Source organism: Enterobacter sp. PTB, from assembly GCF_051130085.1.
Taxonomy (GTDB): domain Bacteria; phylum Pseudomonadota; class Gammaproteobacteria; order Enterobacterales; family Enterobacteriaceae; genus Enterobacter; species Enterobacter ludwigii.
The window spans coordinates 1-26,115 of the sequence record NZ_JBDKEE010000004.1 but is presented as its reverse complement, the minus strand read 5'-3'; the positions used below and the strand labels follow the sequence as shown (position 1 = coordinate 26,115).

The 26,115-nt window shown below is 52.2% G+C and carries 27 protein-coding genes and 1 rRNA gene; 12 read left to right on the top strand and 16 right to left on the bottom strand.

Annotated elements, in window-relative coordinates; all coding sequences use genetic code 11:
• Positions 1 to 315 precede the first annotated feature (315 nt).
• The 9 genes from AAIR21_RS06085 to AAIR21_RS06045 form a co-directional block, all read right to left on the bottom strand.
• Entirely contained in the window at positions 316 to 1,299 is a 984-nt protein-coding gene (locus tag AAIR21_RS06085; RefSeq protein ID WP_422701837.1) for a hypothetical protein, read from the bottom strand.
• Positions 1,300 to 1,386: 87 nt separating this feature from the next.
• Entirely contained in the window at positions 1,387 to 1,818 is a 432-nt protein-coding gene (locus AAIR21_RS06080) for a single-stranded DNA-binding protein (protein ID WP_434680328.1), read from the bottom strand.
• Positions 1,815 to 2,231: a ProQ/FINO family protein gene (locus AAIR21_RS06075; protein WP_434680325.1), complete on the bottom strand. Its 417-nt coding sequence runs from the start codon at positions 2,229 to 2,231 to the stop codon at positions 1,815 to 1,817. Before AAIR21_RS06075 ends, AAIR21_RS06080 begins: the two co-directional genes overlap by 4 nt.
• Before the next feature lie 103 nt (positions 2,232 to 2,334).
• Positions 2,335 to 3,072, bottom strand: coding sequence for a hypothetical protein (locus AAIR21_RS06070; protein ID WP_434680323.1), 738 nt, complete (start codon positions 3,070 to 3,072; stop codon positions 2,335 to 2,337).
• A complete protein-coding gene (locus AAIR21_RS06065) occupies positions 3,069 to 3,293 on the bottom strand; it encodes a hypothetical protein (protein WP_434680321.1) in 225 nt (74 codons plus the stop codon). The genes AAIR21_RS06070 and AAIR21_RS06065 overlap by 4 nt, the downstream gene beginning before the upstream one ends.
• A 174-nt stretch (positions 3,294 to 3,467) precedes the next feature.
• The gene (locus tag AAIR21_RS06060; protein ID WP_434680318.1) at positions 3,468 to 5,738 is read right to left on the bottom strand and encodes a DUF5906 domain-containing protein; all 2,271 of its coding nucleotides are present in this window, start codon (positions 5,736 to 5,738) and stop codon (positions 3,468 to 3,470) included.
• A gap of 10 nt (positions 5,739 to 5,748) precedes the next feature.
• On the bottom strand, positions 5,749 to 5,982 hold the full coding sequence (locus AAIR21_RS06055) for a hypothetical protein (protein WP_434680316.1): 234 nt from the start codon (positions 5,980 to 5,982) through the stop codon (positions 5,749 to 5,751).
• Positions 5,983 to 5,986: 4 nt separating this feature from the next.
• Complete coding sequence (locus tag AAIR21_RS06050) at positions 5,987 to 6,379, bottom strand: hypothetical protein (RefSeq protein ID WP_434680314.1); 393 nt, start codon at positions 6,377 to 6,379, stop codon at positions 5,987 to 5,989.
• The gene (locus AAIR21_RS06045; RefSeq protein ID WP_434680312.1) at positions 6,372 to 6,644 is read right to left on the bottom strand and encodes a hypothetical protein; all 273 of its coding nucleotides are present in this window, start codon (positions 6,642 to 6,644) and stop codon (positions 6,372 to 6,374) included. The genes AAIR21_RS06050 and AAIR21_RS06045 overlap by 8 nt, the downstream gene beginning before the upstream one ends.
• Before the next feature lie 217 nt (positions 6,645 to 6,861).
• Here AAIR21_RS06045 and AAIR21_RS06040 point away from each other — a divergent pair, with 217 nt between their 5' ends.
• The 3 genes from AAIR21_RS06040 (at position 6,862) to AAIR21_RS06030 (ending at position 7,962) form a co-directional block, all read left to right on the top strand.
• Complete coding sequence (locus AAIR21_RS06040) at positions 6,862 to 7,170, top strand: YlcI/YnfO family protein (protein WP_434680310.1); 309 nt, start codon at positions 6,862 to 6,864, stop codon at positions 7,168 to 7,170.
• Positions 7,171 to 7,445: 275 nt separating this feature from the next.
• Positions 7,446 to 7,718: a BrnT family toxin gene (locus AAIR21_RS06035; RefSeq protein WP_422701825.1), complete on the top strand. Its 273-nt coding sequence runs from the start codon at positions 7,446 to 7,448 to the stop codon at positions 7,716 to 7,718.
• The gene (locus tag AAIR21_RS06030; RefSeq protein ID WP_047356259.1) at positions 7,678 to 7,962 is read left to right on the top strand and encodes a BrnA antitoxin family protein; all 285 of its coding nucleotides are present in this window, start codon (positions 7,678 to 7,680) and stop codon (positions 7,960 to 7,962) included. Before AAIR21_RS06035 ends, AAIR21_RS06030 begins: the two co-directional genes overlap by 41 nt.
• A 789-nt stretch (positions 7,963 to 8,751) precedes the next feature.
• On the opposite strand, the gene AAIR21_RS06025 is transcribed toward AAIR21_RS06030, so the two are convergent.
• The 5 genes from AAIR21_RS06025 to AAIR21_RS06005 form a co-directional block, all read right to left on the bottom strand.
• A complete protein-coding gene (locus AAIR21_RS06025) occupies positions 8,752 to 9,324 on the bottom strand; it encodes a BRO-N domain-containing protein (protein ID WP_422701821.1) in 573 nt (190 codons plus the stop codon).
• Positions 9,325 to 9,328: 4 nt separating this feature from the next.
• Complete coding sequence (locus AAIR21_RS06020) at positions 9,329 to 10,273, bottom strand: ORF6N domain-containing protein (protein ID WP_434680306.1); 945 nt, start codon at positions 10,271 to 10,273, stop codon at positions 9,329 to 9,331.
• 1 nt (position 10,274) lies between these two features.
• A complete protein-coding gene (locus AAIR21_RS06015) occupies positions 10,275 to 10,511 on the bottom strand; it encodes a helix-turn-helix transcriptional regulator (RefSeq protein WP_422711657.1) in 237 nt (78 codons plus the stop codon).
• Between the two features lie 101 nt (positions 10,512 to 10,612).
• Entirely contained in the window at positions 10,613 to 11,374 is a 762-nt protein-coding gene (locus AAIR21_RS06010) for a hypothetical protein (RefSeq protein ID WP_434680303.1), read from the bottom strand.
• The gene (locus tag AAIR21_RS06005) at positions 11,371 to 12,594 is read right to left on the bottom strand and encodes a tyrosine-type recombinase/integrase (RefSeq protein ID WP_434680300.1); all 1,224 of its coding nucleotides are present in this window, start codon (positions 12,592 to 12,594) and stop codon (positions 11,371 to 11,373) included. Before AAIR21_RS06005 ends, AAIR21_RS06010 begins: the two co-directional genes overlap by 4 nt.
• Positions 12,595 to 12,966: 372 nt before the next feature.
• Here AAIR21_RS06005 and AAIR21_RS06000 point away from each other — a divergent pair, with 372 nt between their 5' ends.
• The gene (locus AAIR21_RS06000; protein ID WP_020883498.1) at positions 12,967 to 13,131 is read left to right on the top strand and encodes a DUF2556 family protein; all 165 of its coding nucleotides are present in this window, start codon (positions 12,967 to 12,969) and stop codon (positions 13,129 to 13,131) included.
• Positions 13,132 to 13,270: 139 nt separating this feature from the next.
• Positions 13,271 to 15,364 (top strand): putative bifunctional diguanylate cyclase/phosphodiesterase, encoded by a 2,094-nt coding sequence (locus AAIR21_RS05995; protein ID WP_014171873.1) that lies wholly within the window; start codon positions 13,271 to 13,273, stop codon positions 15,362 to 15,364.
• On the opposite strand, the gene envR is transcribed toward AAIR21_RS05995, so the two are convergent.
• Positions 15,268 to 15,987, bottom strand: coding sequence for an acrEF/envCD operon transcriptional regulator (gene envR / locus AAIR21_RS05990; RefSeq protein ID WP_020883496.1), 720 nt, complete (start codon positions 15,985 to 15,987; stop codon positions 15,268 to 15,270). The two genes, AAIR21_RS05995 and envR, sit on opposite strands and share 97 nt — an antisense overlap.
• Positions 15,988 to 16,370: 383 nt before the next feature.
• Between envR and AAIR21_RS05985 the strand changes: the two genes are divergently transcribed.
• The 7 genes from AAIR21_RS05985 (at position 16,371) to AAIR21_RS05955 (ending at position 25,801) form a co-directional block, all read left to right on the top strand.
• A complete protein-coding gene (locus AAIR21_RS05985; protein WP_183516744.1) occupies positions 16,371 to 17,510 on the top strand; it encodes an efflux RND transporter periplasmic adaptor subunit in 1,140 nt (379 codons plus the stop codon).
• A gap of 11 nt (positions 17,511 to 17,521) precedes the next feature.
• A complete protein-coding gene (locus tag AAIR21_RS05980; RefSeq protein WP_183516745.1) occupies positions 17,522 to 20,635 on the top strand; it encodes an efflux RND transporter permease subunit in 3,114 nt (1,037 codons plus the stop codon).
• A gap of 303 nt (positions 20,636 to 20,938) precedes the next feature.
• Positions 20,939 to 21,160, top strand: coding sequence for a lipoprotein (locus tag AAIR21_RS05975; RefSeq protein WP_008502867.1), 222 nt, complete (start codon positions 20,939 to 20,941; stop codon positions 21,158 to 21,160).
• Between the two features lie 487 nt (positions 21,161 to 21,647).
• On the top strand, positions 21,648 to 22,673 hold the full coding sequence (locus tag AAIR21_RS05970) for an amino acid ABC transporter substrate-binding protein (protein ID WP_020883493.1): 1,026 nt from the start codon (positions 21,648 to 21,650) through the stop codon (positions 22,671 to 22,673).
• A gap of 67 nt (positions 22,674 to 22,740) precedes the next feature.
• A complete protein-coding gene (locus tag AAIR21_RS05965; RefSeq protein ID WP_014171878.1) occupies positions 22,741 to 23,922 on the top strand; it encodes an amino acid ABC transporter permease in 1,182 nt (393 codons plus the stop codon).
• 9 nt (positions 23,923 to 23,931) lie between these two features.
• The gene (locus AAIR21_RS05960) at positions 23,932 to 25,035 is read left to right on the top strand and encodes an amino acid ABC transporter permease (protein ID WP_020883491.1); all 1,104 of its coding nucleotides are present in this window, start codon (positions 23,932 to 23,934) and stop codon (positions 25,033 to 25,035) included.
• Between the two features lie 7 nt (positions 25,036 to 25,042).
• Positions 25,043 to 25,801 carry an amino acid ABC transporter ATP-binding protein gene (locus tag AAIR21_RS05955; protein WP_014171880.1) on the top strand — a complete coding sequence of 253 codons (759 nt, stop codon included), beginning with the start codon at positions 25,043 to 25,045 and terminating at the stop codon, positions 25,799 to 25,801.
• A gap of 103 nt (positions 25,802 to 25,904) precedes the next feature.
• Here the strand turns inward: AAIR21_RS05955 and rrf are convergent.
• Positions 25,905 to 26,020, bottom strand: a 5S ribosomal RNA gene (gene rrf / locus AAIR21_RS05950).
• Positions 26,021 to 26,115: the final 95 nt, after the last annotated feature.

Here is a 26,115-nt window from a genome sequence, read left to right as displayed (position 1 = left end):
CCAGAAAATAAAAGGCCCGACCATGAGACTCACAAACCATAATGGTTACGGAGAAACAGGGGATCGGGCTCGGTTGTCGCTAAATCTACAAAAGGGTGCTTTTTCTGTCAACGTGACCAGTCACGTTCGTTTTACGGAAATAGTGTTAAATATGATAACTAAACACTAAATGTAGATGTTTTTATGAAGAAATATTCATAACTGTAGTAATAATCGTTTATACCTATCGTTAAAAGAAAAAATTAGCCTTTTTTTCACGGGGCTGTTCTCCTGGCTGTTATGGCATTGCCGGGGACTCGGCTGCATACCCGGTATTCACTCATGCGCACCGATAAGGTTCAGATAAACGCCGTCACTGTCAGCGCCCATGTCCTGAAAACGGTCAAAATCCAGATACCACTTTAACACCTCAAGCGCTTCCTGCTGGTGGCGTGGCCTGATAGTTTCCAGCAGCGTATCAAGATAATCCTCGCGGTCGCTTATCTCCGGATGGTCATCACCATAGCCGTCCGGGTCGGTTTCCTTTCTGGCGGCACTGCGCATGTCGATTAGCCATGCCCAGTAAAGATACTCACGCACCACGTCCGACAGTGTGTAAGGCTCCGGCAGCACATCCCGAAAACCCTTTGATGCCGCTTTTCTGGCATCCCACGTCTCAAAAATGCGCTCACCACCGATGCGGCCCCGCGCTTTCTCTTCCTCCGTCCAGCCGTACAGAGCTTCTTCGTACACCCCGCCATATGCTGCCATCATTAATCGTTCCGGCGCAGTGGCCTCCATTGCCGCTTCATAGCTCCCGAACGTCGAGCGTACCGCTGTAGCGGCTTCCCGCTGCGCCTTTGCGCTGTTGATATGGTGCTGCGGGTTATCCATCAGGAATGTGGAAAAAACCGCCGTCCATCCCGCCCCCTGCGCCTGCAGATATTGGGTGTAGCGCTCCTGCGCCTCTTTCGGCGTGATGGTCAGCTTTTGCAGGGCTTCTTCTGCGGCGGCAATATGTGCAGGCTCTCCGGTCTTTATCACTTCCAGCACCCACAGATAAGCGTCGGTCTGTCGGTGCCCGGTGATTTTCTGCTGTGGCGGTAATGGCTTCGGTATCGCGGGGAGATTGCTGAACTGAGTACCCGGTATGCAGAATAACGCCGCATGCGCCGGATTGTCCCGGAACAGGCCCGAGCGCTGGCAGATACTCTTAACCGTGCTGAGATTGATACCCGTCTGGGTGGTTATGCGCTTATAGCCCACGCCGTCCCGTTTCAGGCGGATAATCTCCGCCCGCTGTTCTGTGGTCAGTTTCACTGTATTGCATCCCCGGTATGCATGTTCATGGAGTTAGCCCGCATCCGCTGCGGGCATTGTCGTCTTCTGGCTTTTCGGCTTAGCGAATCAGAAAGGCACTTCATCATTCGGCGGCGTCTGGTCGTACTCGTTGTCCGGCGCTGCGCCTGCAGGTGGTTGCTGACCCTGTCCGCCGGCTCCCGATTTACGGCTGCCGCCCGGTCTCACCGTTCTGGCACTTATCACACTGTCAGCCACCAGCGCGTAACCGCTTTGTGTACCGCCGTCCTGTCCCGTCCACTGGTTGACCTGCAACTGACCGGAGACGCTCACAAGGTCGCCTTTCTGGTGGCGGGCCAGCGCGTCGGCCTGTTTACCAAACGCCGTGACCCCGAGCCACATGGTCGCCTCGCCGCTCTCTGCTGCCCGGCAGGGAAGCGAAATCGCAATACGGGTAAACGCCATATTGCCACCACTGCTGGTGGGCTTCGTCTGAATATCGGCGGCAATCCTGCCGTGTGCTGCCAGTTGTGCCGTCATGCTTCCACCTCGTCTGCAAACATCACGTTTTTCTCCGTCATGACCTTAAGCGTTTCAGCGGCCCGCTGCTGCTGTTCGGCAGTAACTTCACCTTCCGGCTCGCCGTGGAGGTTGTAACGCGGACCACCTGCCGCCAGCGCACGAATGTAGCGGATATTGCTGGTATAGCCCTTCAGCGCATAGCGTGCAGCACCATTACCACCCGCACCCAGGGCGCTCAGTTCTGCCGTGATGGCATCGATGATACCGACCGCCAGCGGGCGGGGTGCTTTCGGGTTGAATGCATGAGGCCACGTCTCTGTAAGGCGTTCCAGCCAGCGGCGGCGATTCTTTTTGCTTTTGCGCTGGCATTTGGTCAGTGGCTGGCGTGCAGCCTGATTATCCGTCTCGTGGTTTGATACTGTCTGTTTCATCGAAAATTCCTGTTATTTACGGCGATATCGCTGTATTTATCAGCAAAATGATACCGCCGCGCATTCATAATAAATTCACCGCATGGGCATACCGCCCGGCAGACTACAGGTCGTACATCTCGTGCTTCGAGTGTTTGCGGGAGAGGTTGAACACCGCGTTCATTTTCCCGGCCTGAGCGATACGGTAGCCACTCGCCACCATCGCCGCGATAAACGCCCCATTCGGGATGTAATGCGGTTGTTCTGCACGCGGATAGTGCTTCTGGTTGTATTTCTCGACGGCGTGCTTGAAGCCGTAAGATGTCATACCCGAGTCCGGAAACGTCTTAATCTTGCTGTTGCTCATACCCTGCAACCTGATCCAGTTCAGGCAGCTTTTCGCCGCTTCCATGAATAAGGGGTAATCGAGCGGGCTTTGCCAGATGGTTTCCCGGCTGTAGAGCGACAGCCCGCTGTGATTGAAGTTTGGGTACTCCGCGAGGATAACGGTCACGGCGTGGCGGATTTCGGTTTCGTCGTCCACTGGTGCCCTGTCACAGCCCTGAGGATAATAATACGAGTACGCCGGGCTGATGCAGCGCTTGCCGCTGAAAGGCCACTGCTCCTGCATCGCGGGCGTGGAGTGGTTACCATCGTCACGTTCCCTCTGCGCCTCCGTCCACTGGCTGGCGTATTCGGTGAAAGACACACGCTGCCCCTGCCGCATCCAGTGAGCAATCATCACCAGCGTGCGGGTCAGGCTCTGAACGTCTCCGGCAATATCACAGCTGATGGCAAATCCTTTCAGGTCTTCGCGCTCTGCGCTGGTCATACCCTGCGGTATACAGTGGTTCGGGTTCATCGTGTTACCTCTCTGATTTCGGTTGCTAAGTCGGTGGGCTCAATACAGCCGTCGTGGGTTGCGACGCAGGGCAGAATAATTTCCACCACGTCCCCGCCAATATCCATCTCAACGCTGGCCCATGCTGCAACGGGGAGCCAGCTGGTTTCTTCTTCAAGTCTCAGTTGCCAGCCAACAGAGGACGTTAACAGGCGGACCTTATAGAACGGTGTGCTCATCATTTTTTGCTGCCTCCCTGCTCGCCGGGAAATTCGCTATTACTGGTACAGGTTGGTACAGGTCTGGTATAGATAAATAAAGAACCTGTACCAGAGTATCCGTATGTTTTGAATGAGGTTTTCTCTGGCTGGCACAGGTGGCACAGGTCGAGGCCAGTTCTTTCGCGGAGAATAAGATTAAAAGACATCATGACCTCCCATACCGATAAGACGGGCAAACGCCTGCTGTAGCGTCTCTGCGTCCGGCAGTTCGTAGTAAATCCCCGTCGAGCGTCCCGGTCGTCCGAATTTCTTTAGCCCGAGTTGTGCCAGCGCTTTCCCCACCAGCGAACGGGCGGCGGTGTCTTTGACCTTCTCCCCGCGTTCAAGCGACCAGGCCATAAAGCGATTCACCATATCCCCGGCAAACAGGCGCACCTCACCGCTAAAGGGCGGCTCTTTCACCAGCTCGCTGTAAAGAAACAGCTCAACGCCGGACAGCCCCTGCAATATTTCTTCGCGCAGTGCGTCGGTCTGCGGCGCACGCTGGGGGTCAAACGTCGAGATATCGACGGTCTGCAGGTAACCCAGCAGCTTTCCCGCGCCGTTGTCTGACAGCCAGCCGTGCAGGTTGTTGAAATACTCCCGGCTCTGCGCCTTCTCCGGCGTGGGCTCAAGCACCAGATAGCGACGCTCACGAATGCCTGCCTGTAATACCTGCGTGCTGTTGCTGGCAAATATCAGCCGGGCAAAGTTCGGCATCGGTTCGGCGTCTATCCCTTTTCGCTCAAGGTTGAATGTCGCTTCGCTGATAATGGCTTTCAGCTTGTCCGCCTCTGACGGCGTGCGAATGGTCACCTCGTCAGCGAACACCAGCAGCTTATTTGCCAGCATGGCGTTAAACCGCCCTGCGATATGCGCGGCACCGTTGATGTGCGCGGCATACTGCCCGAAGATACTCAGCAGCGGCTTAACCGTGGTCCCTTTGCCCGCGCCGGGAATGGACTTCATGACAATCGCCACGGCGGGCTTTTCGTCCGGCTTCTGGATGATGTGCGCCATCCACTGCACCAGATAATGATAAGCCTCAGCATTCCCGGCGCAGATAACCAGTCTCAGATGCTCAAGATAAGGCGTACAGTCGCCCGCGACTGGCTCCAGCGCCAGCCCCTCAAACATATTGAACACATCCGCCGGGCATTTGTCCGGTATCGGGTAAAAGCCCACGCCGCCCGGTTTGTAGTTCTTCCCGGCCCATGCCTGCCACGCGGTTCCTGCCAGCTTTCGCGCCACGCGCGGCTTATGGTGGAAATAGTGCTGAAACTGCGATAAATCTTCGAATACATGGCTCACGCCGCCCGCCTGCGAGGGTTTCAGTGAAACCACCTTATGCTTGCCGCCAATCGTAATGTGGGTGAACACGCGATTGATGTTCTCCAGTATTTGGATCTCGTCCGGGCTGAGAATTTCCCCTGTACTCAGTTCGTCCAGGCCTCCCGTTGGTGTGCGGGTGGGGAGCAGGTGTTTTTTGGTACGTTTCCCCTCAGCCTGATACATGGCCCGGTTAAATGCAGTCGTGGCGGCTTCCAGCCCGTGCTGCTGGTGGTAGTCGTTCCAGTCGGCCTTGTGGTCTGTCGGCGGCAGCGAGAGCCAGCCAGAGACAGCGGCAGCGGCTTTCTCTGCGGCAACCCTGCCCGTATTCGGCTCGCCCGGCTTTATGTCGTTGTCAGCAGCGATGACGATCTGCGCGTCCGGGTGCTGCTGGCGCATCACCAGGGCGACGGGGTGCAGGTTCCCGGCATCGACCGATGCAACAATCATTGCATCAGGGCGCATAGCGTGGACGGATAAGACTGTTGCCAGCCCTTCACCGATAATCACCGTTTCCGTCGATTCAACGGAATTAACCACGCAGAAGGAGCCCTTCTTCACCGTGCCCGACACCAGTCGTTTACTGCCGTCTGGCTTAATCACCTGTACGCCTGTCGTTGCACCGTCGCCGTTCGTCAACGCCATCAACAGCGAGCCGTCAGACAGCAGCGGGAAGGGCCACTGAAGCCCCTTCGATGTGAGGTAGGCAGACTGGCCCGGTACGGCCTGCGCAGAGAGCGCCGCCACTTTTGCCGCGATATTGATTTGCGGCTTCTCTCTGGCTGGCGCGGGTTCCGGTGTCCGGGTATCAACACCCAGCACTGAGGCCACCTTCTGCGCTGCTTCGGTGATGGTTATGCCGTGCGCTCTGGCGATGAGATCCAGACCGTCACCGTGACCGGGTTCGTCGCACTGGCGGCAGTGCCAATCGCCGCCGTCGTGGTCGTCAATGAAATGGAAGCGGTCAGAGCCACCACAGATGGCACAGGGGCCGTGACGACCTTTTGCCGGGATGGTCACCCCGCACTGCGGCAGTACGCTTTCCCAGCTTCCGGCGGTCCGGCGCTTCACGTCACGGATTAAATCGATACTTTTCATGTTGCTACCCTCAGCGTTCAACCGGAGCAGGACGCTCGTCAGCGGACACAAAAGTAAATTCCCGCGCCAGTCGCCAGAGTGGACACATGAGCGTTGCGCCGGGTAACGCGCAAAGCGGACGCAGAATATCTGCCGGAAGCTGTATGGCATTAATAACCTGTTCGAAATTAATTCCCCGACACGTAAACACGATTTCAGGGTGAGCGCGACCACCAGCAAAAAGCCGGAAAACGTTTTTCAGCATGGTTCTATTCCTCGTCGTCTGGTGCTTTTAAAGGCGATGCGACCTGATACCCGGCTTTAATCATTAATTCCACCAGTGAATCAAAGGAGCCGAAAATATAATCCTGCGGTATGTCGGTTTGCTGTTTCAGCTCTCCGTTTTCAATATTCAGCATCATGCGACCGGAAAAGCCCTGAGGCACCTGGACTGTAATATTTTCACCGTCGCTGTTTCTGGTGTGCTTTGCCTTACTACCGATTAGACCGTGATACTCACCAGCCTGGCGCAGCACCATAACAAACTCTTCTGGCGTAGCGGCCATTTCAGCCGGCTTAACACGGCGCTCTCTCACAACACCGTTTTTGATCGTGAGCAGTACGCGGATTTCGTGGTTATCCGGCAAATCTGACTTATCCATGATGTAACCCCGCGATTTCTTTTGCACACGTCGCATCAGTACCCTGAAGCGTCCACAGCATGCAGTTATGCTTATCCCACCAGGAATCAAAAACTGTCCTGTCTGTGCGGATTTTGGCAACGAATTCCAGCGTAAACCCACCAGCCAGATTTGCGCGGGCGTCGTCTTTCGGTATGCCCAGGAAAAGCCAGGTGAACGCCGGACGTGTGAAATTATTCAGGTCGTGCGAGTCCCGCCCTTGCGGGTGTGTGGTAGTATTTTTCATAGCTGCCTCGTTATCGTTGGTAACGCTGGTGGTTAGAGGCCCGGCAGGTGTTGCAATCACTTGCTGGGCTTTGTTGTTTTTATCTGTACCAACTGTATGAGATACAGGATAAAAACAATGTGAGATATACTTTATTGAGTGGTGAGATACATTGCAAGTTTTTTTATATCTCACATTCATGTATAGTGAGATACACATTGCAAAAAGGTGATTCACTATGTCGGTATACAAAAACGCAAAATCGCAAATGACGACGGTACGCATCCCCCACGACGTGATCGATGGAATGGAAGCAGTTAAGCGGGACGGAGAAAGCAACGCCGGATTCATCGTTACAGCGATGCGTGGAGAAATCGCCCGCCGCCATGCTGAAGGCAGTGAGGAAAATCCCCTGCTGTCCTCTCTCGATGCGCTGGCACGCGTGGAAGAGATCGGCACAAAAGCAGGTGAGGAGATCCAGCAGCTTGTCAGCGTTGTGCGTGACGAGCTACAGCGTCGCAAAGCCAAATCTGAACATGAGGGCTGAAGCATGGCGAAAAAGCCCGGCAAACAGCCACCAGCGGCACCAACGAATCGACCTGCGGGATTCCTGCCGGAGAGGGTGTTACGCGAGCTACGGGAACGGCAGCGGGACAAAAAGTCGGAGACGCACTCAGCCGAAATTTTGGCTGAGTGAACAACAGCTAAATTTTTAGCCGATGATAACCAAAGGGTCAGCGCCGAATGCTGGCCCTTTTCTTTTGCCCGGTACGGCAGCAAATCCCCCTTTGACTTTTTATTTAATGTAACTACAATAATTGTATGAAAATTGAATATGACCAGAGCAAACGAGAAAAAACACTGCTGGAGCGTGGTATTGATTTCGCCAGAGCCGGAGAGGTTTTCGCAGGAATTCACTTTACCGCCGAAGATACCCGGCAGGACTACGGAGAGGTAAGGCATATCACCGTAGGCAAACTGGATTCCAGGCTTGTTGTTATGGTCTGGACGCAGCGCAACCAGACGCGCCGCATTATCTCGATGAGGAAAGCCAATGAACGCGAAATTAAACGATTTGAAAAGCACCTGGGTTGACCCGGATGACGCGCCAGAACTTGACGATGCATTTTTTGAAAATGCCAGCCTGCACGATGGTAAGAAAACCATACGGCGCGGCAGACCAGCGTCAGCGTTACCCACGAAGAAATCAGCAACCATCAGGTACTCACCCGAAGTAATTGATGCCTTTAAGGCTACAGGGAAAGGCTGGCAAACCCGCATGGATGCCGCAATGAAAGACTGGCTCAAAAACCACTCCCCGGCAGACATTAAAATTTGATTCCACACCCGAAGGGCTGGAGAAATCCGGCCCTTTTTCTTTGCCTGTGTTGCACCTGTGCCGATCTCCACCAGCGAACAGCCACAAAATCCCGCCGTTTTATCAGTGGCGGAATTTCCCGCTTTGCCGGCGATGCGGCCAACCTCATTTTTCAGCGAATTATTCTGCTGTGTCGGCGTGCAACAGCTGTTGTGATCAACAGCACCAAACGCCGCCGGGATGTCTATATTTGTCGCTATTTGGGCCGCCTGAACCTTAAGATTCCCTAAGATTTGCGAGGCTACAGGCCGTGCCATGCCTGAGTTTCTGGCTACCTTATCAAAACTTATCATTGCCGATGTGAAGAGAGTCGTTTTGACGCATACATTTGCATACATTCGTGAGGCTGCACCTCGCGCTGTATCTGGATTTCCGGCGCTCCCTACCAACCCGGCACAGTGAACCTCTGTGACGTTACTATTTGTTCCTATTTGGCGGCCTACAGCCCGCGCTGTGACTGCATTACTCGCAACCTTACTAAATCGCACTATTTGCGAGGTGCTGGTGGTCGTCTGGACGTTATCAAATGTTATCATTCGCGAGGCTATAGCCCACGCCCCGCCTGCATTTTTAACGTTCCCTGCCATGTCGCAATTTGTCGCAATCTGCACACGTCCAAACAGGCGCAGTGGCATATGCTCCGCCGTCCTGGTATCATCGCCAACGACGATATAATTAATATCGGCGCGGCAGTGATAAGCAGTACGTTCAGATAAGCGCTCCGGGCATGGGGCGCTTTTTATTTGGGTGTTATTCATCGTCGTCACTCTCCAGTAAATCAGGCTGATACTTGCGCCATAACTCCCGCTCTTCGCTCTCCAGTTCCTGCTTTGTCTCTTTGCACTGCTGCAATTTGTAGCCTCGCTTGCTGGCCTCATGTTGGTAAGCAGCCATGCGTTTACTGAAATCGTTCAGGAATGCGAACGGCACGCCATAGGAGCCAGTTTTACGGATAGAGGGGATCACCTCGCGGAATATCCAGTTACTGAAACGATGTGCGAAAGTTTCCGGCATGCTAGCTTTGCGGCTGCGGGTGATCAGCTTGTAGAAACCTGACTCACATACGGTACGCATCAACTGCTTTCCGCCAAGGGTGGGTATTAAACACTCCCCCTTTTCATCTGAGTCCAGGCGGCGTAATGCCACCTTATGATCGATAATCTCCAATGCGGCACATACATCAGCCGAAACAAACCACGGCTCGCCATTGGTTTTCACAATGCGGATTTTCACGCCTTCGAATTTGATAACTGAAATATCGTCCGGGCTGATTTTTGGTTGAGTCTGGCCCTGACCAGGCAGGTCATTAATTTTCTTCTTCATCGGTTTACTCTCCGCTGGTGCTCGGTGCGCCGGAATGCTTCGCCAGTTCCGCAAGCTCTTTATCGTGGGTGAATTCCCCGCTCCAGTCCGTTTTCATCGGTAGCTCACCTTTCAGATAGCGCCTGTAAATCCATACAGCGCCCTTTTTCAGCAATACCGGGCGGAATGCCTCAAAGCTGGCTTTCTCCTTCGGTGTGACGGTGGTAGAGGTTTCCGTAAGATACTGGTCGCGTGCATAGGCCAGCACGCGCCACGTTGCGCGGTGACCGTTGGGCGTATCGTCATAAAGCCAGTTTTTCACCACCAGCCAGGCATTAACCTTGCTGGTATTCACGCCGTTGAGACGCTTGCAGAACTGAACCGGGGTTAATCCCTCAGAGAACAGGCTTTCAAGGTGGGTAATATATTTCGCCTGTCGATGTACGTAGCCCGTGATTTTCTGTTGCGCCTCGTAAGCATCCGCCCATGCTCGCGCAGCCGCTGCCGGGTCTGAAAAATTTGGCACTGCTGGCGATGATCCGCGCTGGTGGGAAAAATAACTATCCTCCATCTTTTCGAAGAAAGACCACGCCTGATCGCTGTCGATAATTTTCGACATACGGGCCGCTCCGCGCTCCGTCCACAGCATAAGTGAGGATGTATGTTTATTAACCGAGTGACTTTCAGTTACTTGGTTCATGAATGCCTTAAGCGATACACCGCTGAGGCTGAAAATATGCACATCCTCAATAAAGCGATCCCGGTTTCTAGCGAGGTTGTTACGAATGTTTGCTTCCGGCACGCCATAGCCCTTCGCCAGCGTGTCGGTTGTTACGACGCGAACGCCGCACCATTCGATGACAGGCAGGGCCACGGAAAGCGGCATTGCTTCGCTGGAGGTCATGCAGGCGCTCTGGTCGCCAGAAGAGATCTGACCTACCAGACATGAGGGTATTTTGCTTTTAACCATGTTAAGCGCCCTCTTTCTTTGCCTTACTGCCAAGGGTCGCTTTAGGTTGTCTGTTTACCCATTCCATAACTTCGGACAGAACCCATCCCACAGAGCGCCCTCCAAGTTGACGACGTGCGGGAAATTTTCCGTCCCTCTCCATCATGTAACGAGTTGTGCGGCAAACCCCTGTTAATTTTCTGCACTCCCCTTCTCTGATAACGCGATTGAGTGAATGAGATTGCTCTGACTGGTTCATAGATAAATGCTCCCGTTCATTGTTGTTCGGGAGCATTTATAACGCGGGATGCAATGTATTATAGCGATATCGCTAAAACAGTAGTCGATAACGCTAACTTCCTACTTTCCTCTGCCAAGGTATTTTATCCATGCATCTTTTCCAATATCTGGGAACGGCAATTTTTTAGTTCTTGCAATCACTTCCAACATGTTTTTTATCGTTGCCGCTGGTGCAGTATCGATATCCACCTCAGCTAGCTCCGGAATCATTTTCAGAAGAACTGGAATGATTTCACCTTTTTTATTAGCAGTCTTAGATGATTCACTATCAATATCACCGTGCAATAAAACATTAAGAAAATGAGAGTCAATGAATAAATCAGCACGTTTAATTGAAACTGGCAATGAAAGTTTGTCAATGTCACCGTCAACAAAACTAATAATCACAGAACAACTTTTACATTCCGGGTCGCTACTATCTAGTTTAAACAAACTCATGACATATCCAGAAAAATCAACATCCTCATCAAACTCTAATTTTGGATTATAATCAAACCCAAGATAAAACCAACCATCAAAAATACCAACTTTGTATGCGTGCATTGGCAAAATACCTGGATTTTCAAAAGGACCTGAAATATGTTGCATAGAAGCTTTATCAACATCAACATAGCCATAAGACATCTCTTTCATAACATCATCATTCACAAAAAGAGAAGGCTTATGTCCTTCATCAAACCTCTGTCTTTCTATAAATACAGAGAAATAAATTTTATCGTTATTTGCATGATGAATTAAATCGCCGACCTCGCAATCAAGTATTCTGGCGACCTCATTCAATGAATAATAGTCTTTCTTTAAGCGAACATTATTTGATTTCATTTCGACACCTTTATAAGGATAATATTTTCATGATTATTGGCTATCACATCGAGGCGCTCTGTCCATTTGTTCAAAGCATCCAGTTTTTCCGGTAAATATTGGCTACGGTTATACACTGCCATAACACCACCTAACGTATGCCCTAGCAATTGCTCTACAACATGCGGAGCAATTCCCATATTGTTTAGCGTCGTGGCAAACGTGCGGCGTAAATCGTGAAGCGTCCATGGTTCAGAGTGACCCAGGCGCTTATGTAACCCCCTACCCCACTGACTGACGGCTTCCGGTTTCTTTATCTCACCCAGCAAAAGGCCTGTATTTTGATTCTTCTCTAAAAGCTGTTTGATGAATGGGCGGATATATAGGGGAATAGGACGTAATATTTTTTCACCACCTTTGCTGTGCTCTTTGGGTACAGTCCAAATCCAATCACGCAGGTCCCATTCGTTTACGCGAGACAATCTCAACTCTTGCGTTCGGCAACCAAACACCACCAGCAGATGCAGCAGCGCTGCGTAGTAAGGTTTAAACTTCAGCCCTGAACTCTCACGCCATATATCACCTAATTCCTGCCTGGTGTGCTCTCTATCTCGCTTATTTTGTTTACGGCCTACATCGTCTATCGTCAAATCATCCAGTGCATTACTCACGGCGTAGCGATGCACGCGACAGAACTTCAGTGCTTGCTTACACATCTGGAGCATATAGCCAGCCGCAACAGGAGCTTCTTTCCTTACTCTGGCAAAACACTCCAGCCAGTGACGGGTTTCACACATAGAAAGAGGGTAATCCCCAATATAGGGGTAAATATGTTTTTTCAGCTGCTCTATGTGCTTTTCAACGTTAGCGCGTTTATGGGTTGCGTATTCCCGAACCCAATATTCAAGGGCTTCTTTAACTGTAACGGGCTTTAACGTCTCCTGAGTAGTTACACTCAGTTGGTGCTTTGGGTTTTTACCTTCGGCAAGCCATGCGCGACACTGTTCACGCTTTTCTCTGGCGCACTTGATGGAGAGATCGGGATAGTTACCCAGCTTGATTCGAATTGGCGGTGTACTGCGCCCACCGATACGGTAAGTGAAATACCAGGTCATAACGCCAACCTTCGACACCTTGACGCTTAAACCGTCGCCGTCAGCGTAAAAGTTATCGCTCGGGCTTTCCCTGCCATTCATCTTGCGCAGAGATGCATCGCTTAATTTGTTCGTACCACCAGCCATAAAAAACCTCAGTTCATATCCCGCACTGACTACACCACTGACTACACATCACAATGTTACTCTATGAACGAGCACGAACAAAGATAAACAGAATAACCAACTTAACCAATAATTATCAATGCATTAGGCGAACACCCACAGACAACAACAAACCATAAAAAACGTAGGTTCTGAAAATACGGCATGAACTAATTTCGGTTAGCGAAATGCTTGTTTAAAAAGGCGCTACCTGGCATGGGGATGCGCCTTTTTTATTGTCCGCGCCTGTCACCGTCAAGGCTGTGTAAACCTTCGTTTATCCCCCTTTTAAACCGCAACTTTTCGTGTATATTTCCACCACCTCACTGAACCTCTTTACCCGGAATGACACGTATGATTCGTAAATACTGGTGGCTGGTTGTATTTGCTGTCTCGGTTTTCCTCTTCGACGCGCTCCTGATGCAGTGGATTGAACTGATGAGCACTGAAGCCGATAAGTGTCGCAATATGAATTCCGTAAATCCGCTAAAATTAGTGAACTGCTCAGAACTCGACTAACCGCCTGACGCCGCTAAACTCACTGTTATGCCCCACTAAAAACGGGGATTTAAATCCCTTTGAGCCATTACCTTACGATGATAATGTCTCGCCCTTCTCAACCGCGCCTGCGTAACCTCACACTCGAGTAGAACCGATCATGCTGGTTAGCCAATACAACCATATCCTCGTCGTCCTCTCCTTTGTTGTTGCTATCCTTGCTGCCTATACCGCGCTGAATATGGCTGCTCGTGTTGCCGGGAGTCAGGGCGTGGCTGCGCGCGTCTGGCTGGCCGGCGGCGGTATTGCCATGGGGATTGGCGTGTGGGCCATGCATTTTATCGGCATGCTGGCGATGGACCTCTCCATGAGCATGCGCTACAACGCGACCCTGACGGTGCTATCCATGGTTATCGCCGTGGGCTCGTCACTGTTTGCGCTGTGGCTCGTAAGCTGTGAGCAGTTACGTTTGCGCCGTCTGCTGCCCGGTGCGTTAGTGATGGGCTGCGGCATTGTGGCGATGCATTACACTGGCATGGCGGCGCTGGAAGTCTCTCCCGGTATTATCTGGGACAAAACATGGGTGGCCATTTCGGTTGTCATTGCGCTTGCGGCTTCGCTCGCTGCATTATGGCTGACGTTCCGCTTGCGGCATGAAGCGTCTCAGGTGTCGCTGATGCGTTTTGCCGCCGCCGTTACGATGGGGATCGCCATTGCCGGTATGCACTATGCCGGGATGAAAGCTGCTCAGTTTCCAATGTCGACCATGACACACCATGAAGGTATTAACGGCAGCTGGCTGGCAGTACTGGTCAGCGTCGTCGCACTCTCCATACTGGGGATCACGCTGCTGGTCTCGATGCTGGATGCCCGCCTTCAGGCACGAACCTCCCTTCTGGCCTCATCCCTTGCAGAAGCGAACCGCGAACTCGCTCAACTGGCTTTGCAGGATACGCTGACGCGTCTGCCAAACCGTGTTTTGCTGGAGGACCGACTCGATCAGGCCATCAGCAAAGCTGACCGTGAAGGCACCCATTTTGCACTGATGTTCATGGATCTCGACGGGTTTAAAACCATCAACGATGCGTACGGCCATGATGTCGGTGACAGACTGCTTGTCGCCGTGACGCAGCGCCTGCTCACGCCCCTGAAGGGTCAGTTCACCCTTGCCCGTATCGGTGGTGATGAGTTTGTTCTGCTGGCAGAAGGAGAAGGTCCGGATGATGCGGCCTCGCTGGCCAACTCGCTGGTTCGCGCTATCGATAGCCCGTTCAATCTGGATCCCTATGAACTGGTGGTAACCCTTAGCATTGGTATCGCGCTCTATCCCCACGACGGTAAAACCGAGCGCGAGCTGATGTTTAACGCCGATGCGGCGATGTACCACACGAAGCACATGGGCCGAAACGGTTATCACTTTTTCCAGCCCTCCATGAACACCCTGGCGCAGACCCATCTCCAGTTGATGAACGATCTGTGGCTGGCTATCGATCGTAATGAACTGCGCCTGCTTTATCAGCCAAAATTCCACGCACCGGCGGGTCCTGTCCTTGGGTTCGAGGCGCTATTGCGCTGGCAACACCCGAAGCAGGGATTGCTGACGCCAGACCTGTTCCTGCCGCTGGCGGAAAAAACGGGGCTGATCATCCCGATTGGTAACTGGGTGCTTAATGAGGCCTGCCGTCAGTTGCGGGAGTGGCACCTTCAGGGGCATCAAAACTGGTCGATGGCGGTGAACCTGTCGACACTGCAGTTTGAGCAACCTTCACTGGTTAAAACGGTGCTCGACTGCCTGACACGTCACAACGTACCGCCGGAGATGCTGATCCTTGAAGTGACGGAAACCACGGCGATGAGCAACCCGGATGAGAGTGTGCGCGTGCTGACAGAGCTGACGGACGCGGGCGTGAAAGCGTCCATTGATGATTTTGGTACCGGTTATTCCAGCCTGCTTTATCTCAAGCGCCTGCCGGCCTGTGAGTTGAAAATCGACAGAGCGTTCGTGAAAGAGTTAAGCGGTGAAAGCGAAGACGCCACCATTGTCTCAGCGATCGTGGCCCTGGCAAAAACGCTAAATCTGAAAGTCGTGGCGGAAGGAGTGGAAACCGAAGCACAGCAAACCTTTTTGACGGCGCTGGGCTGCAACACGCTTCAGGGCTATCTGTTGGGCAAACCGGTCAGTGCACAGACCATCGAAACGCTCTGCGCGCAAGGGGAAATGTTACCTGGCGCTGAGCTAAAATCATCCTCATGAGGCGACACCCGCACGACAGGGAGTGTCGCCAGAATGCTATCGACCAGCGCAGGAGCCTGCTGATAAAGATTAAAGCTGCTGTTATTCATTAACCAGTTTTTAATGATTCCGCTGAAAAAACCGTGGAAAACAATCAGGGTCAGATCAACATTTACCTGTGACGAAATGAGGTTCCGCGAAATACAGTCCTGCAACGTGGCACGTAAAGACTCATAATTAAAACCAATACGTTTTCTGATTTCACACTCTGAAATCATATCGCTATTAAATTCACACTTATGATACAAAATTTGCAAAAGAGCGCATTGCCGAGGCTCATGTGCAATATATTGCAACGCAGCAATAAATTGCTCACGAAGCATTAACAACGGATCGCTGCCCGCAGAAAGAGAAAGTCTGTCACGAATGATGTCACGAAACGGTAATTGCTGTTCCCAGATGGCATTAAATATTTCTGATTTACTGGTAAAATGCCAATAGATGGCACCCCGTGTAACATTTGCTGCATCCGCGATATCCGTCAGCGTCGTGTTCGCCACGCCCCGCGTCGCAAACTGCCCGATAGCCGCTTCAATCAGCTGCTGACGGGTTTGTTGAGCCTCTTCTTTCTTTTTACGCGCCATAGACGACTACTCGTTACTCACAAGGTTTATATTTACACGGGTCAGATACACGAAAGTATTCACTACTTTGCGTTTTAATTTTGCACAAAAAAAGTCAAATCGCTTAATTAATAATTTAGACAAATGCATAGATATAATTAAATTCATGAGATGAATAATTGAGCCACGTTAAATGCCATTTATCTGATTAACCAGCCAGAACTATATCCTCGCTAACACCAGGTTTGATTCTGATTTTTGCCTTAAGGCCTGTTCATTCGCACTTATAAATTAAAAAACATTAATTACCCTCATTATTATACGCCCTACATTTTATTTTTATCCCTCTGCCCTGCTACCGATTCACGGCAAATATCGGTTCATGGGTATTTAAAGGAACAGTAATGACGAATTATTTCAGACGTTTGCCCTTATCCGGTTTTATTGTCTGCGCGGTACTGCTCACTGGATGCGATGGTCAGGAAAACCAACCACCACATCCGCAGGCGCCTCAGGTCAGCGTGCATATAGTGAAAAGCGCCCCTCTGGCTATCACCACCGAACTCCCGGGCAGAACAGATGCCTTTCGCGTTGCGGAGGTTCGTCCTCAGGTGAGCGGCATCATATTGCGTCGTAACTTCACAGAGGGAAGTGATGTAAAAGCCGGCGAGTCACTTTATCAGATCGATCCTGCCACCTATCAGGCCGCGTATGACAACGCGAAAGGTGAACTCGCGAAGGCCCAGGCGGCGGCTAACATTGCGCACCTGACGGTAAAACGTTATCTCACGCTGGTTGGCACGCAGTATGTCAGCAAGCAGGAATACGACCAGGCCGTGGCGACAGCGCAGCAAGCAGATGCCAGCGTCGTTGCCGCACAGGCAGGCGTTGAAAGCGCGCGCATTAATCTTGCCTATACCAAAGTGACGTCTCCCGTCGAGGGTCGCATCGGTAAATCCAGCGTCACCGAAGGCGCGCTGGTGACCAACGGGCAAGCCGCAGCCCTGGCAACGGTTCAGCAGCTTGATCTGATGTATGTCGACGTCACCCAGTCCAGCAGTGATTTTATGCGTCTGAAGCAGACGAGCCTGCAAAAAGGAGAGGCCACCAGCACCGTTGAGCTGGTGATGGAGAATGGTCAGCCCTACCCGTTGAAAGGTACGCTGCAGTTCTCGGATGTCACGGTCGACGAAAGTACCGGCTCTATCACCTTGCGCGCGATTTTCCCAAACCCACAGCACCTGCTGTTGCCTGGCATGTTTGTCCGGGCCCGCATTGATGAAGGCACACAGCCTGATGCGATTCTGGTCCCACAACAAGGCGTGACCCGCACGCCGCGCGGTGATGCATCCGTTCTGGTGGTTAACGATAAAAACCAGGTTGAGTCACGTACCGTCGTTGCCCCTCAGGCGATTGGCGATCGCTGGCTGGTGACGGAAGGGCTGAAAAATGGCGACCGCGTCATTGTCAGCGGCTTACAAAAAGTCAGACCGGGCGCTACCGTCGTCGCGACGCCTGATACCACCACGACTCCAGCCGGTTAAGGGACGACGACATGGCTAATTTCTTTATCCAACGGCCGGTTTTCGCCTGGGTACTTGCCATCATTTTGATGATTGCAGGCGGGCTGGCTATTCTCAAACTGCCCATCGCGCAGTATCCGACCATTGCCCCTCCCGCCGTGGCTATCACCGCAACGTATCCGGGTGCTGATGCGCAAACTGTGCAGGATACCGTAACGCAGGTTATCGAACAGAACATGAACGGTATCGATAACCTGATGTATATGTCATCCACCAGCGATTCCGCAGGTAATGTCACCATCACGCTGACCTTCCAGTCTGGAACAGACCCGGACATTGCGCAGGTACAGGTCCAGAACAAACTGCAGCTCGCCATGCCGCTGCTCCCCCAAGAGGTCCAGCAGCAAGGGATCGGTGTTGAGAAGTCCAGCAGCAGCTTCCTGCTGGTCGCAGGCTTTGTTTCCGATAACAAAGACCTCACGCAGGATGACATCTCTGACTATGTCGCGTCTAACGTGAAAGATGCCATTAGCCGCACCACGGGAGTTGGTGATGTGCAGCTGTTTGGTGCCCAGTATGCGATGCGCATCTGGCTCGACAGCAACGCGATGAACAAATACCAGCTGACGCCACTGGATGTGATTAATCAGCTGAAAACGCAGAACGATCAGATAGCGGCCGGCCAGTTAGGCGGAACGCCGTCAGTACCGGGGCAGCAGTTGAACGCCTCGATCATTGCACAAACGCGTCTGAAATCTCCGGAAGAGTTTGGCCGCGTGACGCTAAAGGTGAACCAGGACGGCTCCATGGTTCATCTGAAAGATGTGGCCCGCATTGAGCTGGGTGGCGAAAACTACAATATGGTCACCAAAATCAACGGGCAAGCGGCAACCGGCCTGGGGATTAAGCTGGCTACCGGTGCAAACGCACTGGACACGGCCGCCGCCATCAAGAGCAAACTGGCCCAGCTCCAGCAGTTCTTCCCGCAGGGGCTGAAGGTTGTCTACCCCTATGACACCACGCCTTTTGTGAAGATCTCTATCCACGAAGTGGTGAAAACGCTGTTCGAAGCGATCATTCTCGTCTTCCTGGTGATGTATCTTTTCCTGCAAAACCTGCGGGCGACGCTTATCCCGACAATTGCGGTGCCGGTCGTGCTGTTGGGTACGTTTGCGATCCTGGCGGCGTTCGGTTTCTCCATCAACACCCTGACCATGTTCGGTATGGTGCTGGCGATTGGCCTGCTGGTTGATGACGCCATCGTGGTGGTTGAGAACGTCGAACGCGTCATGGTTGAGGACAAGCTGCCGCCAAAAGAGGCGACGCAGAAGTCGATGGGGCAGATACAGGGCGCACTGGTGGGTATCGCCATGGTGCTCTCGGCGGTCTTTATCCCCATGGCCTTTTTTGGCGGTTCAACGGGAGCCATCTATCGTCAGTTCTCGCTGACCATTGTCTCGGCTATGGCGCTGTCAGTGCTGGTCGCTCTGATTCTGACACCGGCACTGTGCGCCACCTTGCTTAAGCCCGTTTCCAGCGATCACCACGAAAAGAAAGGTGGCTTCTTCGGCTGGTTTAATGCGCTCTTTGATCGGAGCGTGGAGCATTACAGCAACAGCGTAAGCGGCATTTTGCGTAAGACCGGGCGCTATCTGGTGGTATACGTCATCATCGTCGGTGGTATGGCTGTACTGTTCCTGCGCTTACCCACCTCCTTCCTGCCCGAAGAGGATCAGGGGGTATTTATGACTATGGTCCAGCTCCCCGCCGGAGCCACCCAGATGCGTACCCAGCAGGTGCTTGACCAGGTTCAAAATTATTATCTCAACAACGAGAAGGCTAACGTCGAATCGGTGTTTACCGTGAACGGCTTTAGCTTTAGTGGTCAGGGTCAGAACGCCGGTATTGCGTTCGTTAGCCTAAAGCCCTGGGAAGCGCGTCCCGGAGCAGAAAATAGCGTTGAGGCGATCGTAAGGCGTGCGACAAAGGCCTTCGGTCAGATTAAAGATGGCCTCGTGTTCCCGTTTAACCTGCCTGCGATTATCGAGCTGGGTACCGCAACGGGCTTTGACTTTGAGTTGATTGATCAAGCTAACCTGGGGCATACCCAACTGACTCAGGCGCGTAATCAGCTGCTCGGCATGGTGAAAGCGCACCCCGATCTGCTGGTTCGCGTTCGTCCTAACGGTCTGGAAGATACCCCACAGTTCAAACTGGATGTCGACCAGGAGAAGGCACAGGCGCTGGGCGTCAGCCTCTCTGACGTCAACCAGACGATCTCGACGGCATTGGGGGGAACCTATGTGAACGACTTTATCGATCATGGACGCGTGAAAAAAGTGTACGTCCAGGCCGACGCGCACTTCCGTATGTTGCCAGGGGACATCAACAACCTCTACGTGCGCAGCGCGAATGGTGAAATGGTGCCGTTCTCCTCCTTTAGCAGCTCGCACTGGGTGTATGGCTCGCCTCGCCTGGAGCGCTACAACGGAATGTCTTCGATGGAGATCCTCGGTGAGTCCGCGCCGGGTAAAAGTACCGGTGAGGCGATGGCCTTGATGGAGAACCTCGCCGCAAAACTGCCTTCCGGTATCGGCCATGACTGGACGGGAATGTCTTATCAGGAACGACTGTCTGGTAACCAGGCACCTGCCCTGTACGCCATTTCACTGATTGTGGTGTTCCTGTGCCTGGCTGCGCTTTATGAAAGCTGGTCTATTCCCTTCTCGGTCATGCTGGTTGTGCCGCTGGGTGTCACGGGCGCGCTTCTCGCCGCATCGATTCGCGGGTTAAATAATGATGTCTATTTCCAGGTCGGCCTGCTGACAACGATTGGTCTGTCGGCGAAAAACGCCATTCTGATCGTCGAGTTTGCTAAGGATCTGATGGATAAAGAAGGTAAAGGGATCATTGAAGCCACACTGGAAGCATCCAGAATGCGTCTTCGACCGATCCTGATGACGTCGCTGGCCTTTATCCTTGGCGTGATGCCACTGGTCATCAGCAGAGGAGCCGGGAGCGGCGCGCAAAATGCTGTCGGGACAGGTGTTATGGGAGGGATGCTTTCCGCAACGCTTCTGGCCATTTTCTTCGTGCCCGTCTTCTTTGTGGTTGTCCGGCGCCGGTTTACGAAACACAAAGAGTAATGTTTCTCAAAAAAGGCACCTCAGGTGCCTTTTTTATTTTTAGCATAAACAATGAATTAGATATGTCATACTCACAGCATTAATAGTTAACCATTTGCATTAAGTAAAAACGCCGCGTTACGTCTTCATATTTTCTCCATTAATTCATCCTGACAGCGACTTTTCTCCACGATTTTTACAAACAACATAATTTGAGATTATTCCCCGTGCAACGTTGCCTTATCCCGGTGGTAAAATAGTCTCCAGTTCGTTAATAGCCCTCCTGGCTGTATAGCGAATGAGAAATAATACTGAGGTAACATCATGAAAAGATTCATTTCCGTTGCACTACTCGCTGCGCTGCTTGCTGGATGCGCGCACGACTCTCCATGTGTACCGGTATACGACGATCAAGGCCGACTGGTTCATACCAATACCTGTATGAAAGGCACCACTCAGGACAACTGGGAAACAGCAGGTGCTATCGCCGGTGGTGCTGCCGCAGTGGCAGGTTTGACGCTGGGTATCGTTGCTCTGACGAAGTAACATCAGAACGTATCATGTGTGTAGAAAGCGCGGCTCTGTCCGCGCTTTTGCTTTTAAAGAGTGCAGCGTTTTCAGATAAGTAAAAAAATAGCCCCGTCTTTACCCAGACTGTTTATTTCATTCTGCGGACAGTCACATATTTTTAATGCACAGCGTTAAATTACATATTCTATCGTGATGATTTTCACATATTAATTACATTTAATACCCTGCCAATATTCACCCCAGAAACTATCTCTTCTTTTTAAGGTATAGCCGCTGAAAGTTTTGCTCCGATTTGTGGCACAGGTTGTAATTTCGCACCGTTTCGGGGCGCTCTCTTTATTTAACCCTGTCTACACTCAGCATTATGCGTTCATTGGTCACCTATTTTGTTGAGCGCAAAACCTGGCATTACGTTTGCTTTATAAACGTTGGCCAAAGCCACAGACAGGTAAAGCGTTTAAAACGCCTCTATAACGATAAATTTCGCCACACAGGATGCATTATGAAAAAGACGATGATAGCCAGCCTGGCCGCCGCGGGCATGTTGTTTGCTGTAGCCGGTCAGGCCCATGCGGGTACGACACTGGATGCCGTTAAAAAGAAAGGGTTTGTTCAATGTGGGATCAGTGACGGTTTACCTGGCTTCTCTTATGCCGATGCAAACGGCAAATTTACCGGTATTGATGTTGATGTCTGCCGCGGTGTCGCCGCCGCCGTTTTCGGTGACAACAGTAAAGTAAAATATACCCCGCTGACGGCGAAAGAACGTTTTACTGCATTACAGTCTGGCGAAGTTGACATGCTTTCCCGTAATACCACCTGGACCTCCTCCCGTGATGCAGGCATGGGAATGGCATTTACTGGCGTGACCTATTATGACGGTATCGGTTTCCTGACCCACAATAAAGCGGGCCTGAAAAGCGCCAAAGAGCTGGATGGCGCGACCGTTTGTATCCAGGCCGGTACCGATACCGAGCTGAACGTCGCGGATTATTTCAAAGCAAATAACATGAAATATACCCCTGTGACATTCGATCGCTCCGATGAATCGGCCAAAGCGCTGGAATCCGGTCGTTGCGACACGCTGGCTTCTGACCAGTCACAGCTGTACGCCTTGCGTATTAAGCTGAGCAACCCGGCGGAGTGGATTGTCCTGCCTGAAGTGATCTCCAAGGAGCCTCTTGGACCGGTTGTGCGTCGTGGCGATGAAGACTGGTTCTCCATTGTTCGCTGGACGCTGTTTGCCATGCTGAATGCCGAAGAGATGGGCATCAACTCGAAAAACGTCGACGAGAAAGCCGCTAAACCGTCCACGCCGGATATGGCTCATCTGCTGGGAACAGAGGGCGATTTCGGGAAGGATCTGAAGCTGGATAACAAGTGGGCTTACAACATCATCAAACAGGTGGGTAACTACGCTGAGATCTTTGAGCGCAACGTGGGATCGGAAAGCCCTCTGAAGATCAAACGCGGCCAGAACAATCTCTGGAACAACGGCGGTATTCAGTACGCGCCACCAGTACGTTAAGTCATTGCTGTAACGGGCACTGTTAAGGCAGTGCCCGCCCCAGAGTCATGGTCACCGAGGTTTCTTTATGTCCCATCGCCGCTCAGCCGTAAAAGGATCGCTATCCTTTTCTCATCCCGCGGTCCGCGCCTGGCTATTCCAGGTTATTGCGATTATTGCGGTTGTTCTTATCGCCGTGTATCTCATCCATAACACTATAACCAACCTGAATAATCGCGGTATTACCTCCGGCTTTGCTTTTCTGGATCGCAGCGCGGGGTTTGGCATTGTTCAACACCTTATTGATTATCAGGAAGGCGACACGTATGGACGCGTGTTCGTGGTCGGTTTACTGAATACGCTGCTGGTCTCTGCACTTTGTATTGTCTTTGCCTCCATACTGGGCTTCTTTATTGGTCTGGCACGTCTGTCCGAAAACTGGCTGCTGCGCAAACTGTCTACTTTTTATATTGAGACGTTCCGTAATATCCCGCCGCTGCTGCAGATCTTTTTCTGGTATTTTGCCGTGCTGCGCAACCTGCCGGGGCCACGTCAGGCTATTGACGCTCTTGATCTGTTTTTCCTGAGTAATCGCGGGTTGTATATTCCTTCTCCGCAGCCGGGTGAAGGGTTGTATGCCTTCATTGCCGCCCTTGTAATAGCGCTTGCTCTCTCAGCCGCCATGTTCCGCTATAACCGCAAGCATCAGTTCAAAACCGGGCAGCTTCGTAAAACCTGGCCAACCGCCGCCATCCTTATCATTGGTCTGCCACTTCTGACACACTGGCTGTTTGGGGCCGCCCTTCACTGGGATATTCCGCAGCTGCGTGGCTTTAACTTCCAGGGCGGAATGGTTTTAATTCCTGAGCTGGCAGCCCTGACGCTGGCGCTTTCGATTTATACCTCTGCATTTATCGCCGAGATTATTCGTGCGGGGATCCAGGCCGTTCCTTACGGGCAACACGAGGCGGCGCGCTCGCTGGGATTACCCCATACGGTGACGCTTCGTCAGGTCATTATTCCGCAAGCGTTACGGGTCATCATTCCGCCGCTGACCAGTCAATACCTCAATATTGTCAAAAACTCATCGCTGGCGGCCGCCATTGGCTACCCCGATATGGTGTCGCTGTTTGCCGGAACCGTGCTTAACCAGACTGGACAAGCCATTGAAACTATTGCCATCACAATGTCTGTCTATCTGATCATCAGCCTGGTGATTTCGTTGCTGATGAACCTCTATAACCGTCGTATAGCACTGGTCGAGCGCTAAGGATCTATGATGACAAAAGCGATACTGTCGCACTCCTCGCGCCCTGCCGGTTCGACAGGCGGACGTTTTATTCTCTGGGCGCGTAAGAATCTGTTCTCCAGCTGGAGTAACAGCCTGCTGACAATTGTATGTTTGTGGCTTATGTGGGAATTAATTCCACCGCTGCTGAACTGGGCTTTTTTACAGGCTAACTGGTCGGGATCCACTCGCGCAGACTGCACAAAAGCAGGGGCCTGCTGGGTGTTTATCCATGAGCGTTTTGGCCAGTTCATGTATGGATTGTATCCGCATGAACAGCGCTGGCGGATTAATCTGGCACTGGCCATCGGGCTGCTCTCCATCGCCGTAATGTTCTGGAAAAAACTGCCTCATCTGGGCCGTTATATTGCCTGTTGGGCAGTGGTGTATCCCATTATTGTTTGGGTGCTGTTGTATGGCGGCTTCCTGGGGCTGGAACGTGTTGAAACACGTCAGTGGGGTGGGTTAACGCTGACGCTGATTATCGCGTCCGTTGGGATAGCCGGCGCACTGCCATGGGGTATTTTGCTCGCGCTTGGGCGGCGCTCAAAAATGCCTGTCGTACGTGTGCTTTCCGTTATTTTCATTGAATTCTGGCGTGGCGTACCGCTTATCACCGTTCTGTTTATGTCTTCGGTCATGTTGCCGCTGTTTATGGCAGAAGGGACAACGATAGACAAACTGATCCGTGCCCTGGTCGGGGTCATCCTTTTCCAGTCCGCTTACGTTGCGGAAGTGGTGCGTGGGGGCCTGCAGGCTCTGCCTAAAGGTCAGTATGAAGCGGCGGAATCACTGGCACTTGGCTACTGGAAAACGCAGGGACTGGTGATATTGCCACAAGCACTCAAGCTGGTTATCCCGGGCCTGGTCAATACCATCATTGCCCTCTTCAAAGATACCAGCCTGGTGATCATCATCGGGCTGTTCGATCTCTTTAGCAGCGTGCAACAGGCGACCGTTGACCCTGCCTGGCTGGGTATGTCCACCGAGGGATATGTCTTCGCTGCTCTGATCTACTGGATCTTTTGTTTTAGCATGTCGCGCTATAGCCAGCATCTGGAAAAGCGCTTTAACACCGGGCGTACACCGCACTGAGGAAATTATGAGCCAGATTACTATGACACCTGCCGACGCGATGATTACGCTGGAAAACGTGAATAAATGGTACGGGCAGTTTCATGTTTTGAAAGACATTAACCTCAAGGTTAAGCAGGGAGAACGGATCGTTCTTTGTGGCCCTTCCGGGTCCGGAAAATCCACGACCATTCGCTGTATTAACCACCTTGAAGAACATCAGCAGGGGCGCATTGTTGTTGATGGCATCGAGCTGAATGAAGATATTCGTAACATCGAACGGGTGCGCCAGGAAGTGGGAATGGTGTTTCAGCACTTTAACTTGTTTCCCCATCTGACCGTTCTGCAGAACTGTACGCTTGCGCCAATTTGGGTACGAAAGATGCCTAAAAAGGAGGCTGAAGCACTGGCGATGCACTACCTGGAACGGGTACGAATCGCAGAGCACGCCAATAAATTTCCCGGCCAGATATCAGGCGGTCAGCAGCAGCGCGTGGCTATCGCCCGTTCGCTCTGTATGAAACCGAAAATTATGCTTTTTGATGAACCGACATCCGCCCTGGATCCGGAAATGGTGAAAGAGGTACTGGATACCATGATTGGACTGGCGCAGTCCGGGATGACCATGCTGTGTGTGACGCACGAAATGGGGTTTGCCAGAACCGTGGCCGATCGGGTGATCTTTATGGATCGTGGGGAAATCGTTGAGCAGGCACCGCCGGATGAGTTCTTCGCACATCCTAAATCTGAACGTACGCGGGCTTTCCTGTCACAAGTGATCCATTAAGCGTGTCTTAGCCCGGTGGCGCTTCGCTTACCGGGTCTGACTTTTTCCGGGAAACATAACGCAAAAAGGCCATCCTTTCGGATGGCCTCTTCACTTGTTTGATGCCTGGCAGTTCCCTACTCTCACATGGGGAGACCCCACACTACCATCGGCGCTACGGCGTTTCACTTCTGAGTTCGGCATGGGGTCAGGTGGGACCACCGCGCTAAAGCCGCCAGGCAAATTCTTTTACTTCTTGCCGAACTTTAACCTAAGTATAAAGTGGTGCTGATACCCAGAGTCGAACTGGGGACCTCACCCTTACCAAGGGTGCG

What these genes read in the sequence shown, in the direction of transcription:
- AAIR21_RS06045 (WP_434680312.1), bottom strand. Translation starts at nt 6,644, where the DNA reads ATGAAAAATACTACCACACACCCGCAAGGGCGGGACTCGCACGACCTG.
- AAIR21_RS05965 (WP_014171878.1), top strand. Translation starts at nt 22,741, where the DNA reads ATGTCCCATCGCCGCTCAGCCGTAAAAGGATCGCTATCCTTTTCTCAT.
- AAIR21_RS06025 (WP_422701821.1), bottom strand. Translation starts at nt 9,324, where the DNA reads ATGAAGAAGAAAATTAATGACCTGCCTGGTCAGGGCCAGACTCAACCA.
- AAIR21_RS06015 (WP_422711657.1), bottom strand. Translation starts at nt 10,511, where the DNA reads ATGAACCAGTCAGAGCAATCTCATTCACTCAATCGCGTTATCAGAGAA.
- AAIR21_RS06050 (WP_434680314.1), bottom strand. Translation starts at nt 6,379, where the DNA reads ATGGATAAGTCAGATTTGCCGGATAACCACGAAATCCGCGTACTGCTC.
- AAIR21_RS06055 (WP_434680316.1), bottom strand. Translation starts at nt 5,982, where the DNA reads ATGCTGAAAAACGTTTTCCGGCTTTTTGCTGGTGGTCGCGCTCACCCT.
- AAIR21_RS05960 (WP_020883491.1), top strand. Translation starts at nt 23,932, where the DNA reads ATGACAAAAGCGATACTGTCGCACTCCTCGCGCCCTGCCGGTTCGACA.
- AAIR21_RS05995 (WP_014171873.1), top strand. Translation starts at nt 13,271, where the DNA reads ATGCTGGTTAGCCAATACAACCATATCCTCGTCGTCCTCTCCTTTGTT.
- AAIR21_RS06065 (WP_434680321.1), bottom strand. Translation starts at nt 3,293, where the DNA reads ATGATGAGCACACCGTTCTATAAGGTCCGCCTGTTAACGTCCTCTGTT.
- AAIR21_RS06060 (WP_434680318.1), bottom strand. Translation starts at nt 5,738, where the DNA reads ATGAAAAGTATCGATTTAATCCGTGACGTGAAGCGCCGGACCGCCGGA.
- AAIR21_RS06070 (WP_434680323.1), bottom strand. Translation starts at nt 3,072, where the DNA reads ATGAACCCGAACCACTGTATACCGCAGGGTATGACCAGCGCAGAGCGC.
- AAIR21_RS06010 (WP_434680303.1), bottom strand. Translation starts at nt 11,374, where the DNA reads ATGAAATCAAATAATGTTCGCTTAAAGAAAGACTATTATTCATTGAAT.
- AAIR21_RS05985 (WP_183516744.1), top strand. Translation starts at nt 16,371, where the DNA reads ATGACGAATTATTTCAGACGTTTGCCCTTATCCGGTTTTATTGTCTGC.
- AAIR21_RS06020 (WP_434680306.1), bottom strand. Translation starts at nt 10,273, where the DNA reads ATGGTTAAAAGCAAAATACCCTCATGTCTGGTAGGTCAGATCTCTTCT.
- AAIR21_RS06030 (WP_047356259.1), top strand. Translation starts at nt 7,678, where the DNA reads ATGAACGCGAAATTAAACGATTTGAAAAGCACCTGGGTTGACCCGGAT.
- AAIR21_RS06000 (WP_020883498.1), top strand. Translation starts at nt 12,967, where the DNA reads ATGATTCGTAAATACTGGTGGCTGGTTGTATTTGCTGTCTCGGTTTTC.
- AAIR21_RS05980 (WP_183516745.1), top strand. Translation starts at nt 17,522, where the DNA reads ATGGCTAATTTCTTTATCCAACGGCCGGTTTTCGCCTGGGTACTTGCC.
- AAIR21_RS05955 (WP_014171880.1), top strand. Translation starts at nt 25,043, where the DNA reads ATGAGCCAGATTACTATGACACCTGCCGACGCGATGATTACGCTGGAA.
- envR (WP_020883496.1), bottom strand. Translation starts at nt 15,987, where the DNA reads ATGGCGCGTAAAAAGAAAGAAGAGGCTCAACAAACCCGTCAGCAGCTG.
- AAIR21_RS05970 (WP_020883493.1), top strand. Translation starts at nt 21,648, where the DNA reads ATGAAAAAGACGATGATAGCCAGCCTGGCCGCCGCGGGCATGTTGTTT.
- AAIR21_RS06005 (WP_434680300.1), bottom strand. Translation starts at nt 12,594, where the DNA reads ATGGCTGGTGGTACGAACAAATTAAGCGATGCATCTCTGCGCAAGATG.
- AAIR21_RS06035 (WP_422701825.1), top strand. Translation starts at nt 7,446, where the DNA reads ATGAAAATTGAATATGACCAGAGCAAACGAGAAAAAACACTGCTGGAG.
- AAIR21_RS06040 (WP_434680310.1), top strand. Translation starts at nt 6,862, where the DNA reads ATGTCGGTATACAAAAACGCAAAATCGCAAATGACGACGGTACGCATC.
- AAIR21_RS06075 (WP_434680325.1), bottom strand. Translation starts at nt 2,231, where the DNA reads ATGAAACAGACAGTATCAAACCACGAGACGGATAATCAGGCTGCACGC.
- AAIR21_RS06080 (WP_434680328.1), bottom strand. Translation starts at nt 1,818, where the DNA reads ATGACGGCACAACTGGCAGCACACGGCAGGATTGCCGCCGATATTCAG.
- AAIR21_RS05975 (WP_008502867.1), top strand. Translation starts at nt 20,939, where the DNA reads ATGAAAAGATTCATTTCCGTTGCACTACTCGCTGCGCTGCTTGCTGGA.